This is a genomic window from Enterobacter sp. PL1 (genome assembly GCF_945957325.1).
Taxonomy (GTDB): Bacteria; Pseudomonadota; Gammaproteobacteria; order Enterobacterales; family Enterobacteriaceae; genus Enterobacter; species Enterobacter roggenkampii.
Map to the genome: position 1 here is coordinate 1 of NZ_CAMFKT010000049.1, position 12396 is coordinate 12396.

Annotated in this window: 15 protein-coding genes and 1 tRNA gene; 13 read left to right on the forward strand and 3 right to left on the reverse strand. The window is 49.0% G+C overall.

The features are described from left to right. Positions 1 to 5: 5 nt before the first annotated feature. The 3 genes from N6P30_RS23515 to N6P30_RS23525 all read left to right on the forward strand — a co-directional run bounded on the left by N6P30_RS23515 (position 6) and on the right by N6P30_RS23525 (position 2914). Positions 6 to 81: transfer RNA gene (locus N6P30_RS23515), tRNA-Phe, on the forward strand. Positions 82 to 796: 715 nt separating this feature from the next. Beyond that, positions 797 to 1384 carry a hypothetical protein gene (locus N6P30_RS23520; protein ID WP_023293471.1) on the forward strand — a complete coding sequence of 196 codons (588 nt, stop codon included), beginning with the start codon at positions 797 to 799 and terminating at the stop codon, positions 1382 to 1384. A gap of 345 nt (positions 1385 to 1729) precedes the next feature. Beyond that, positions 1730 to 2914: a site-specific integrase gene (locus N6P30_RS23525; protein WP_023293472.1), complete on the forward strand. Its 1185-nt coding sequence runs from the start codon at positions 1730 to 1732 to the stop codon at positions 2912 to 2914. A 54-nt stretch (positions 2915 to 2968) separates the two neighbouring features. On the opposite strand, the gene N6P30_RS23530 is transcribed toward N6P30_RS23525, so the two are convergent. From N6P30_RS23530 to N6P30_RS23540, 3 genes are all read right to left on the reverse strand, one after another. Then, a complete protein-coding gene (locus N6P30_RS23530; RefSeq protein ID WP_023293473.1) occupies positions 2969 to 3325 on the reverse strand; it encodes an Arm DNA-binding domain-containing protein in 357 nt (118 codons plus the stop codon). A 49-nt stretch (positions 3326 to 3374) separates the two neighbouring features. Next, a complete protein-coding gene (locus tag N6P30_RS23535; RefSeq protein ID WP_032676839.1) occupies positions 3375 to 5288 on the reverse strand; it encodes a DUF927 domain-containing protein in 1914 nt (637 codons plus the stop codon). 85 nt (positions 5289 to 5373) lie between these two features. Beyond that, entirely contained in the window at positions 5374 to 6684 is a 1311-nt protein-coding gene (locus N6P30_RS23540) for a tyrosine-type recombinase/integrase (protein WP_032676840.1), read from the reverse strand. A gap of 518 nt (positions 6685 to 7202) precedes the next feature. On the opposite strand from N6P30_RS23540, the gene N6P30_RS23545 reads away from it, so the two are divergent. From N6P30_RS23545 to N6P30_RS23590, 10 genes are all read left to right on the forward strand, one after another. Beyond that, positions 7203 to 7556: a hypothetical protein gene (locus tag N6P30_RS23545; protein WP_023293476.1), complete on the forward strand. Its 354-nt coding sequence runs from the start codon at positions 7203 to 7205 to the stop codon at positions 7554 to 7556. After that, entirely contained in the window at positions 7549 to 7980 is a 432-nt protein-coding gene (locus N6P30_RS23550; protein ID WP_023293477.1) for a hypothetical protein, read from the forward strand. The genes N6P30_RS23545 and N6P30_RS23550 overlap by 8 nt, the downstream gene beginning before the upstream one ends. 46 nt (positions 7981 to 8026) lie before the next feature. Then, positions 8027 to 8455 carry a DUF2787 family protein gene (locus tag N6P30_RS23555; protein ID WP_023293478.1) on the forward strand — a complete coding sequence of 143 codons (429 nt, stop codon included), beginning with the start codon at positions 8027 to 8029 and terminating at the stop codon, positions 8453 to 8455. Between the two features lie 58 nt (positions 8456 to 8513). Further along, positions 8514 to 8978: a lecithin retinol acyltransferase family protein gene (locus N6P30_RS23560; protein WP_023293479.1), complete on the forward strand. Its 465-nt coding sequence runs from the start codon at positions 8514 to 8516 to the stop codon at positions 8976 to 8978. After that, positions 8957 to 9196, forward strand: a complete 240-nt coding sequence (locus N6P30_RS23565) for a DeoR family transcriptional regulator (protein ID WP_023293480.1) — start codon at positions 8957 to 8959, stop codon at positions 9194 to 9196. Before N6P30_RS23560 ends, N6P30_RS23565 begins: the two co-directional genes overlap by 22 nt. 74 nt (positions 9197 to 9270) lie before the next feature. Next, positions 9271 to 9657, forward strand: a complete 387-nt coding sequence (locus N6P30_RS23570) for a hypothetical protein (protein WP_223349776.1) — start codon at positions 9271 to 9273, stop codon at positions 9655 to 9657. Positions 9658 to 9800: 143 nt separating this feature from the next. Next, positions 9801 to 10550: a DUF3944 domain-containing protein gene (locus N6P30_RS23575; RefSeq protein ID WP_000257250.1), complete on the forward strand. Its 750-nt coding sequence runs from the start codon at positions 9801 to 9803 to the stop codon at positions 10548 to 10550. 102 nt (positions 10551 to 10652) lie between these two features. After that, entirely contained in the window at positions 10653 to 11366 is a 714-nt protein-coding gene (locus N6P30_RS23580) for a helix-turn-helix transcriptional regulator (RefSeq protein ID WP_023293481.1), read from the forward strand. 58 nt (positions 11367 to 11424) lie between these two features. Continuing rightward, positions 11425 to 11736 (forward strand): hypothetical protein, encoded by a 312-nt coding sequence (locus tag N6P30_RS23585; RefSeq protein WP_023293482.1) that lies wholly within the window; start codon positions 11425 to 11427, stop codon positions 11734 to 11736. A 73-nt stretch (positions 11737 to 11809) separates the two neighbouring features. Further along, positions 11810 to 12396: DUF262 domain-containing protein (locus N6P30_RS23590; RefSeq protein ID WP_260629987.1), on the forward strand; the 587-nt coding region annotated here is incomplete at its 3' end.

Here is a 12396-nt window from a genome sequence, read left to right on the forward strand (position 1 = left end):
CCGTTGCCCGGATAGCTCAGTCGGTAGAGCAGGGGATTGAAAATCCCCGTGTCCTTGGTTCGATTCCGAGTCCGGGCACCAATATTCATAAGGCCTCGCTGCAAAGCGGGGCTTTTTCCTTTTCTGGCTACGGTAGATTTCTGGTCGTTGCAACACGTTATTTGTTTGCTGGATTTCTCGCCATTTTCGCAGATGTTCGTTACTTTTAGACACCTCAACACCCTCTGATGTGCCTTCCCTCACCTCACAGCTACGGTCTTTCTACGGTCCTTTACGGTTCCTTTCTCTAAGATTATTCATAATGAAGCAGAGAATACGGGGGAAATGGGGGATTTCATAATTTACTTTATTTAACAACAAATTACCTGCCATCCCCCCCGGGGGGAAGACCGGGGAGACTCCTCTTCAGGCAAGGGGGTGAACTCAGCGCCATCAACTCCCCTTGTCAGTCGGGGGTATCCACCACCTCCTCCACCTGTAATATTCGCATTTAAACCTTTCATTTCTTAACATTGCCTGAATCCCCCGCCCTCCACGTCATCATAGAATAATTTATCAGGGGTGATAGTAATTGAGCGAAACGTATTGGAACTTAGACCTTAGGGTCAAATCTGAGCAAAAAGTGGAAGTAAAAAATGATTCTGACCACTGATGGCCTATTTCAAACATCGCTGAGAGTTAATCAACAAGAAGCAGGCCAAAGGGATGAAAATTGATCCAAATACTGGTGTAGAAAAAAGGTATATTAGGATAGTTTCCTGACGCTCTCGACCGAATATGAATTAAAGGTAACATCATGGATACACACACACCCTACAACTGCAATGACATAGCCAGACTTGCATTGGCTATGCACGGCCACAGCTATTTCTTCTCACTCCGCCGCCATCTCAACATTAACTTTAGCCGGGACTTGAACGGAAGCGGAACACAGGGTTTATTCATCAAAAAACAAAACGTTGATATTGATTTAATTAAGGTAATTTTTGATTATACCGACAACAAAAACGATGATTTCCTCTATGAGGCTGATCTCATCAAAGATCAACGTAAGGACTATGAACCCACAGTTAACAGAGGTAAACACCGGTTCGTTGCCAAACAAATCGAGCTAAATATCGACTGGAACGGTAATGAAATCCAGCAGTGGAGAGCGGATATCGAACGACTAACGAGATCGCACGATAATCTTGAGGACTGGTTAAAAAACGGCTCGGAGATGCTGGTATGTTGCGCCTCTGGATTTTTTTGTCGTCTCCCCACAATCCTTACTTTGAACGACCTTAAGCAGTATGTTGCAATGGGAGTAACTCTAGAAGACCTTAAAACTCGGCTCAAGTGCTCGAAATGTGGTAAACGTGGGTCCAAAGTCACAGTATTTTGATTAATTATCTAAGCAAGACTCGCCATGTCGTCCATAACGACATCGTTAAAAAGAGTGGACTTCAACATGTCAAATTTTAGCAAAGCACGCTCTTTGCCCTTATCACATGTAATTATACCCGACTGAAACACATATTATTTCTGTGAACTCTTCCCCAACGGCAATCTTCCCCTTAAGACCAGAAGCAGACCGTAACGCCTGTTTTTGCTGTATTTCTCGTCTTCATTCATCCCATGTGGCACCAGCATTCCCTTAGCCACACCAGAAAATCAACTCAGCCATTAACAGCGCCGTGCCGGGGATGGGGCAACCCTGACGTTCTTTACACCAGTCACAGGAGGTTATATGTCCACCCCCAAACGCTTCCGTTTTACTAATCAGCTCATTAAATCCCTGCCCCCTAACACATCCGATGCACGCAGTACCGATGCCGAATACAGCGACACTGAGATTTCCGGCCTCAAGTGTCTGGTCAGCAGAAGAGAAGGTCGTAAAAAGTTTTTGCTACGCTACCTTTATCATGGACGAAAACGCGCCATCGCCATTGGTCACTGGCCTGAAGTGGACGTCAATCTTGCTCGTCAGATTGCCATAGAACACAAACGTTCCCTTGCCACCGGCACTGACCCTAAGCAGGAGCGTGAAAACAAGAGAATGGAGCTGACGTTCGATGAACTCTTTAATCAGCATTATCTGCCATGGGCAAAATCCGCTAAACGCAGTTGGGGAAAGGATGTTCAGCGCTACCGCGATCATATCCGTCCCGCCATTGGTCAGAGGCTGCTGAGCGATATCACACCAGCGAGCATTCTGCGCCTTCAGCAGACGTTAAGTACTTCCCTGTCAGCGGCTACCTGTAACCGTGTCATCGTACTCATTAAAGCCGTCTTTACATGGGCCGGAAGGCAAAGCATGACCTCTGTTCATCCGGCAAGGGTGGTACAGCTACTCAGGGAGAACAACGCCCGACAGCGTTATTTTACCGAGGACGAAATTCGTCGTATTTTTCTCTCCGCCGATAACGATACCAGCCCCGTAGCTGCCCGCTATGTCAAACTGCTGTTACTGACCGGCCTTCGTCGTGATGAACTGCGTCTGGCTAAGTGGGAGCATGTTGACCCGGTTAAACGCACCCTATGGCTCCCGGAAACCAAGAATGGCTATGGACGGATTGTTCATCTTAATTCACTGGCGATGGACGTAATCAGAACACTGCCAACACAGCGTGGAAATCCGTGGTTGTTTATCGGTAAAAAACAAGGAATGCCGCTGAATAACCCCGTTAAAGCCTTTCAGCGTATCGTTCGTCGGGCGGGAATTTTCGACAAAGAAGTGTGTATTCATACCTGCCGCCATTCGGTTGCCGCCCTCATCGTGTCCTACGGCGGAACACTGTATGACGTTCAGGCTCAACTGGGGCACCGCAGCAGTCAGTCTTCACAACGGTATGCGCATCTTCATCCTCAGCGCTTACAGAACACCAGTCAGTTACTGGCGGAAAGGATAACGGCTCAGCTACCGTCCTTGTGATAACAGAAAAGCAGAGGCAAGTGCCCCTGCTTTTTTTTACTGTTCAGCCATCAGTCAGAACGGGATGGCCCCATATTCTTCATCCGGCACCCGGTGATCATCAAATCTGTTATAGAGTTCACGTGCTCGTTCACGCGCGACGTTAACGGGCATACGTGGAAATGTGCCGAGGGGTTCATAATAGCAGGCCCCTCTAAGCGTATAACGAGCCAGGAATTTAATCTGACCGTTGGCAATGACGGCCCGGAGCGCCGGCTCACTGCCATCGAAGATTTCACGAGAAATGTCGTGATACAGGCACTCCGCCAGTGTGTTAACCAGAGCGTAATCATTGAATGAGGTTTTTTCTTCATTTTCGCTGCTGATAGCGTGAGGAAAACCGTCATAGTACTGGTCTGATTCAAAAATCATACATCACCTTCTATTCGTTGTTATTCAGTCAAAATGGTTTTATTCAGGGTTAAAATTCGGTCATCACATTGCATTTCAGAAACGCTTTTTTGACCTGGTAGTAAGACTGCGCCATCGTCTTCAGCGCTCTTTTTTTATAGTGTCCGGCACTTTCGCCAAGCAGATAACCGGAACGCTCTAACGGTCTGGCCACATCAACGGTCTTAAGTCCCTTTTCAGAACAGAGCTTTTCAAACACCGATTCATAAATCAGGAAGTCGCCGGTTTTGTAATGGACGAATCCCCACATATCTCCCGGGCATCGGGCATGTTCGTCACGCAGGGTGATAAAGTGCCTGCTGCTTTTTGTCACCAGCGTCAGCTGAAGCTCCTCCAGCATGTTACGCACCGGGTTATACTGATTCTGGTTATCATCCAGCCAGCGTCGTGCAGCGGACATAACGGATTCAGCCACCGCATCGCTTTCGAAAGGTAAAAGGCCATATTTCAGCGCCTTCTCTCCTGCCAGCCATACCAGCGCAAATCTTTTCAGTCCGCGCCGCTGAACGCGGGTAATATCACGCCCCTCATCCCTCAGGGCCTCTTCCAGTGCGTTACAGCAATCATCTGTCTGTTCCTGGAGCCAGGATGAAAACTCTGCGTAGGTGCGAAGACCGCCAGCCGTATTTTTCCCGGATAACAGTTTGCCGATAAATGCAGGCCCGGCATGACCATAAGCCTCTGCCAGCCCCGTCTTCAGTGCATCTGCACGGGCACGTGTTTCTGATACCGGTTCATCCGGTTTTTGAGCATCCTCAGGCAACAGTTCCATACTGATGGCCCTGTGCTCCTGCCCTCCCTGTAACACGGCTTTCTGTTCAGCCAGCTTTTCGGAGATTGACATCTCACCGGTGGAGAGAATAAACATGCGCCATTTAAACGGCTCATCTGCCGTCAGGCCACGGTTCAGGCGCTCTTTTGCCGTACCTGACGTAATGTTGTAAAGCAGTGAGGAAAGTTGCTTATGATTACTCGCACCCAGTTCATCGACGCAGGCGACCAGACCGGAATAGTCAGCGAGAAGGCGCTCCATCGCGTTAGGCGTGGTATTCCAGCGAATAATATTTACATTCCCCCCACTACCCGGCTCGCTGCCATCACCATGGACCGATGCAGCCAGCATCAGGAGAAGCGTTTTACCGGTGGTGGATACGCCGTGAAAATGAAACATGCCCACATCCATACCGGCAGGAACCAGAAGCATCGAAGCAAAGGACGCACTCAGCGCAAAGGTCTGCGCCCAGCCATGGACATTTTCCCGGATGAGGTTAATCCACTCCTCCAGAGCCCCACCTTTGTGCAGTCCGGGACGCACGCGGAATCCCGGCAGCAGATAATCAAACCCGGTCAGAGAGGTCACAACGGGCTCATGACCATGTAAAAAGGCCATATCCTCCGAAACGAATCCCATCGCATCTGCCATCAGATAGACAGGCAGCGGTAAACTCCGGCAGCGCTGAAGAAAACGGTCAAAAAGGGCAAACTGCTGTGGAGAGGAGCCAACACAAAATCCACGATCTGCCAGTTTGCCTACTACCTGAGCACCGCTCTGAACAATATCCTCAAAGCGCACCAGGGCCTTAACATACTTACCCAGCCCGTTACCGGTCATCAGGCGAATCCCAAGACTGGACTCCTTATCTTTCCCGCAAAACAGGGCGACAGGCACAACTGGCGTACCGCAAACCAGCACAGGTTTCTGTCCACCGATGTAGAAAAGGCCATCAGCCGTATTCACATAATGCCGTGGCAGCCCATCACTAAGACCGAGTGAAGCGATATCATCTTCACCGACTTCAGCGTTTTCAGCACGCCTGATAATTGCCTCCGACATTTTGGTGAAATTTTTATCACGGTCAGCAAAAGCGCGAATACGCTTAATCCCGGAAACCGGAGGAACATTAGTTGTCACTTTTTTATTCATGTGCATTACCATCAAAATACGCCACCGTCAGAAAACGGGTGGCATCGGAATCCTGGTTAAAAGTCATGTCGTTGAGTGCCAGTTGTTAGCCCATCGCCCGGTTAACAACTTCGTGATAACGTGCCGGGGAGGCGTGCAAGTAAAGTTCTGTTACTTTGATTGTGCTGTGACCCAGTAAGTCTTTGACGGTATGAATGTCTGCCCCGCTCTCAATGAGCTTTGTCGCAAAGGTATGACGCATCTCATGGATGGTGAACGGAGGAATACCCGCAGCCTCACAAAGCCGTTTTTGCAGGCGACGCGGCTCAGCAACCGGATTGTCGGTCCCCTTGCCCGGAAATACCCAGCCTTCATCCCCCAGATGCTGACGCTGTTCTGTCAGAAGAACGAAAGCCTTATCACATACCGGTACACGGCGGAGTTTGCCGTTTTTAGTATGGCGCAGGGTGATAACCTTGCGACTCCAGTCCACATCCTCAAGACGAAGATGACGGGTTTCCCCCAGACGCAGCCCCGTCAGGGCAAGGAACATGAGCAGAGCAAGGCCTTCATGATCGGGTTTACCATTACGCCAGCACTCACAGACTTCCATCCAGCGCTGAAGCTGGGAGTCATCCATGGCGCGGCGATCTGACGTTACTTCAGGCAGCGCTTTGATATAAAGCGCCGGAGAGCGGCTGATGTATCCCATGCGTATTGCCCTGGTAAACACCGCTTTAATGAGCGCCAGATGGCGGTTGCGGGTGGCAGGCTTGAGATCGAGATTATGCAGATAGCTCAGAATATCTGCCTCCGTCATACCTGCCAGCTTTTTGGCACCGAGAAGAGGGCGCAGGTATTTACGGATCTTAGAAAGATCGGTGTTAGCTGAACGCTTAACGCCCGTGCTGAGTACGCTTTTCTCATACTCATCCACAAGCTCATTAAACGTCATTTTACTGTGAGTAAGAAAACGCTCACCATAAGTCTCAACGGAAGCCTTAAGCTCCTGAATTATTTTAAAGGCATGTTCCCTTGCGTTATTAATGGAAAATTCAGGGTAACTTCCTACTGCAACGTAAACATTCTTTCCGCGAATACTTTTGCGGACAATAAACTTAATGCGTCCGGATGAGTGGAATATAGCCTTAAGCCCGGTACATTTTGTATCGCTGGCTTCGATAGTCCGGCCAGTTTGTACTGCACGGATTTTACACTCATCAAAAAAAGCTTTAGTGAATGCCTCTCTTTGATTCTTTGGGCTGTGATGTCGAACCATCACTTCAACGCAGCAATCTTCAACGTCAACGCTGGTTTTCATGTTTTGCGCTGACTCAAAAAAGCGACTATCCACAGAATCAACATCATTCCGTTTCATTGTCTGCGTTATTTGGTTTAAAGAACTATCGGGTTTCATAATGCATACATCTCGCTCAATTAATACAGATTAAGGGTATTGAGTTAGATGCTGGCCAGCACATGGAGCGAATAGTATTGGCAGAAATACTGAAGTGCAAATCACCGACTCTGACATTTTGGTGAGAAAAACACGCGTTAAAGAGGCCTGTTTGCCTCCTTAATCTCCTGAAAGTGCCACTCCCCCACTTTCAGGCTTAAACGTCGTTTCTCCCCATAAATAATATCGATTATGGGGTGTTGATTGTTTTTTGAACTATTTAAGGCGTTTTGTGATTGAGAAAATAAGTAAGAAAATCAATAGCAATTGTGCGCAAGCCTTCTCTCATTTTCAGTTAAAACAGCACATGCTAATTTCTTTATAAAACTCTAAAAATCTAAAAAAAACGGGATTTAATGCCAGGTTAGAACTAAATTTAAGGGCATAATCCAGAAAAAGCAAACAACGTAAATAAAATGTAACTAAAAGTCATTTGAAAACATATTATCAATATGAATCAATCATTTATGGAGATAATCATGTTTAAACTCACGACCCCCACCAGTCTTCCCCTTCTCAACCTGCCCGCCTCCGCACTGGCGGCCCTCAGCAATGAAATCCTTGGCCCTGTCGATGATATCGACCTGTTTACCACCTTCTGGAACGAAACGGGAACCCTGCTCTGGCATCTCAACCACGATGACACCCTCCCCGAAGACCCGCTGCTGGCAGTGGCACTGGCTAACCCGGAATACGTCACCGCACTTGATGATGGCTGGTATCTCCTGCTCGGTATCGTCTGCGATAACGGACAGGGTATCTATCTGGTGTTCCCGGACACGACCGTTATCACTCAACTCCGGAACCTGATTGAGGCGCTGAACCATGAGTAAGAAAAAAATCGCTACCGAAGCCGCCGTCACCGAAAGCTATACCGTGTTCTACATGGGGGAAGCCGAGAAAATCAGCCCCCACAGTAAAGGACTGCTGACGTATGAGCTGGGTAAAGAGGGTGAAACCGGGAGTCTTGCCCTGCGCTTAACCGCCAATGGCGAAGGGGGCCTGTTCTCCCGTGAATGGATAGCGCTTGATGCGATTCACGCCATTCTGGAACAGCAGCAGGACAGCTTCCCGTCCCGTGTATTTCGCCCACTGTTTGGTCAGGGCAGTACCAACAACGCCGGGTTTCTTGCTGCTGTGCTCAGAAGTCCGGATATCTGCCTTATCGAAGCGGACAGCAGCAGACTCTTTATGCACCGCTGCTATGCCGACTGGCAGCATCGTATGACGCAGCTTGCTACGCTCAGCCAGGACTAACCCCGCTTTTTCTGTGTTCTGTTAACCAAAAATCAGGAAATTCACTATGTCATCACCCGTAATATTGCAGGGCGGCTATGTGCTGCCGCTCTCCCGGTCGTTCACCCAACTGCTTCTGGATATCCTCGCGCAAAAACCGCCTCATCGTCACCCCATCACCGGATTAACCATTAACTTTCGTGACCCTGAATACTCACCGGAAAAGGGCGGCTGGCATCCGGTCGAAATACGCCTCATCCCTGCCGGAGAAGACTGGCAGCTCGATTACGTCACCGATTTTCACTATGCAGGGCATCCATGGCCTGAGCTTGAAAAAGATGTCGATGTGAGCTGGACGCAACAATACACGTGGCTTTCCCGTTGTGGCGATATCTCTCATGTCGACGCCCGTGAGTTCTGGTCGCTGTGGGAAAGTAACTTTATGGCTTACCACGATATGGGGGTTTTCACGGTCCGTACGTTGTGGCAAAGCTGAGTGTTCACAACGTTTCCCCCGCATCCCCCCTCTCCCCCGTAGTAAGGAACTGAATGTTATGTACCGGCTTCTGCTGCTGAACTTCGTGGATTCATTTATCGATAACTGCATTCTCTCCTGCGTCGATGAACCGGCTTACGGTGGTATCGTGCAGTGCGAACTGCTTTTTGGCCTTGCCGCACACAGCGGTATCTATGTGGGTAACGGCGATATTGTTCATCTTGATGGCGATGGAACCGTTATCAAAAGTAAGGCCAAAGGGTTTCTTGACCGGCTCGATGGCTGGAACTCCGCTATCTCGGTGTATACCGACTGTATGGATTTGACGCCTCAGGGTTGTGCACAGGCCGCTGAACGGGCAAAGGCGGCAGTGGGTCAGCGCTATCCTTATAGCCTGCTCGACTTTAACTGCCACCGGTTTACTGCCCGCTGCGTTACCGGCGATTCGTGCCCTGATATCTGGCTTGCCAGACACCTCGATTCTTTTCAGAAAGGGGACCGATGGCGCGTATGGCAACGATGAAAGCCAGCCGTTGCAGGCAACGTGTCACCGGACAGGGAGAACGGCTTATCCGGCTGACCATGGCCCTGTTTTACGGTCAGACAATATCTGTTCGCTACATCATCCGGCAGTTTGACGTATCTCCCCGGACCGCAAGACGGGACCTCGCTCAACTGGCCTTTGTGCTGGAATCCGCTGGCCCTCACCGCTGGCGACTGGCTCCCTCGCTGAAACCCTGACTTTTTTCTCTGCCGGACATCTCCTGACCGCCCCGTATGGCAGGCTGTCTCCGCTTTTCAATCCATAAGGGAACATGATGAAAATTTTAAAACTGTTAACCGCCACAATTCTGCTTTCCGCCTTCAGCCACAGCGCGTTCGCCGACGAGCAGGCTGACGCTCAGATGATAACCAACTCGACCTTCTGCGCGATGTACTCCACCCGCCTGACCCAGACCAGTGACAGCGGCCTTCAGGTAAAAGGCGTTAATCTCAATGCCCGCTTCAACGGACCGGTATTCAACCGGGTACTTCAGGTGATGAACAAAACCTATGGCAGAACCTGGCTCGAATCAAATGCCCGTAACGGCAGCATGACCGCCATGCAGCTTTCGCAGTCGGAGCTGCTCTATAACCCGGAATATGCCCGGCAGTGCGATGCCTTTGCGGATAAAGTGGAAAAGGAATGGCGCGGAAAGTAATCCCGACGCGATATACCTCCATCCGGTGAACAGAAACCTGCTTTCGGGCAGGTTTTTTTTTACTTTTTTGTTTTTCAGGCGGACAAACCCTGTCCGGGGGCTTCCTTAAACTGTCAGGTCCAATATCTGCAATGAGGTGAAATATGGCTACCTACCGACACGACCCCGACCTTGAGTTTCTGCGCCACTGTCATCGTGACGATCTGGATTTACTGGTTTCTGTGCTTATCTGCGATCCGAAAGACGGACTGGCACGCATCACGGAAACGCTGACCTATGATCCTCAGTATAAAAAACACAAGCCCAACCACCCGCGCTACTGGGATGCCATTGCCGCCGAAGTTCAGACGTTTGGGGCGAACAGCTTTGCCACGCTGCTCCGCTGGGGTAAAGGGGTGCTGTACCGGGAAATTCTCACCGATGCCTGCGATAAAATGAAGGTGAACTACAACAACAAATCCAGTGTTGAAACCATTGAAATGAATCTGCTGATGAAGATCCTGGAGAAAAGTCTTGAGAAGATGACGCCTGACCAGCTAAAGACCGTGGCGGAAGAATTGCAGACAGGCTACAGCAACCCCACGCCGGAGTTGCTGACCATGGCAATCCAGGCGGGGATAAAAACATCCGGGTTTGCGGCCTATCAGATGGCACTTGTTGTCACAAATGGTGTGGCGAAAGCCCTGTTAGGCAGAGGGCTGACCGTTGCAGGAAATGCCATGCTGACGCGTACCATGGGCGCTTTTGCCGGTCCCGTGGGCTGGGTGCTCAGTTCTCTCTGGCTGCTGATTGATTTAGCCGGTCCCGCATACCGGGTGACGCTACCATCCTGCATTTTTATTGCCTACATGCGCCAGAAGCATCTTTATTCACCTGAGAATACTGACGTTTAGCACTTACATTTAAGGTATTCAGACTTTAAAAAACTTCAGAGGGCGGACAAATCCTGTCCGCTACAGCTGGCATTATTTCCCGGCTAAATTCGGAAATGATGTATGACGCTGATAACACAAGAAAACGAACATGACAGACTGGCAACCCGCCTTTCCATCATCCTGAGCCGTTTGTTTCAGGGTGAAAAGCTGCATATCGGGACGCTGGCAGAAGAATTTGGAGTGACGACGCGAACACTGCGACGGGATTTCAACGTCCGTCTGACCTACCTTGATATTGAACAGAGCAACGGCGTGTATCAGCTTGCCTCACATTACTTTCGTCGCCGCACGGAACGGGATATGAAGATACTGGCGAGGTTGCTGCATCTTGACCGTCTGTTACCCGCGATGGATGCCAAACTACTGAGCCTGATGCTTGACGGGGAACGTCCCTCGCCATACAGGATTATGCTACCGGAGCCGCGCCAGAAACCCACCCTTTTCGGTGATTTCAGCAGACTGACGCTCGCCATACTTAACCAGACCCAGGTGCGTATCAGAACCGACGAAAACGTCAGCCATACCGTTCATCCCTACCGTCTGCTTTGCAGCCATGCGGAGTGGTTTCTTGCCGGATGTACGTCATCGGGCGTGTTCGTTATTTCCCTGTCCCGAATCAGGCTGGTTGAGGTATTACCGGATACAACGTTTGAAATCGATAATATGCTCATTTCGCTGATTGAACAGTCTGACTTTATGGAAACCTTACCCCACATGAACATTATTCATCAGATAATGCATTACGGGAGTAAACAGACGAATAATCGTAATTAAAATCACAACATATTATTAGTGATGATTAAATCACATTAACATGATAAGTGAGAAAGTTATGATTATCGATAAAGAATATGCACTTGTAGATGCAACCGCAAGACTTAACACTGACCTGAGGAATTATGAACATGAAATAAACAACGCCGCCATCATAACATTTGGCAATGACCTCATTGAGGTAATCGTATATCAGTTCAGCTTTATCATCAGCATCAGGGCAGAGGGTGAAAAAATAAAGCACGGCCTTCTTGTTAACTTCGGTAAAAATATAGCAAGACAGGTTTCATCACTTTGTGCATCCGCAATGCGAGTCTACCCGAATGAAAAACACAAACCGAGCCGTCAGCTTTTCCATTGCATAAATTAGTTTGTGCAAAGACTGTACTACCGACACGCAATAAATTAAAATAGGCCAGCTAATATAACATATGAGGTTTATAATGGCTGGCCAGTATGAAAAAGCAATAACGATAAAACAAGCGATAGATTCAATTAATTTACGCCACTATCTTCTGCCTGCAATTCAGAGGAAGTTCGTCTGGAGCAGCAGTCAGATATGTCTGCTGTTTGATTCCATCATGCGAGACTACCCGATAAACTCTTTCATGATGTGGGATATCCGTAGTGCCAGTATTAAAAATGATTACAAATTCTATGAATTCCTGAAAGAATACTGTCAGCGATTTAATGAAGAAAACCCCTGCGTAGCAACAAATGCTGGATTTCATGATTTCAAGGCGGTGATTGATGGTCAGCAGCGTCTCACATCATTATATATTGGATTGTGTGGAACGTATGCGTATAAACAGCCCCGGATGTGGTGGCCTTCGGCACAGGATGATCGCATCCTGCCACCCAGAAAGCTTTACGTCGATTTAACAGCGCCACTTAAGTCAGACGACGAACTCATGATGAAGTACAACTTCAGGTTCCTCACCGAGAAGCAATACGCTGATTCACTTACAGACAACAAACATCACTGGTTCTGCCTGCACGAAATATTCAAATACGAGCAACATGATTCTCC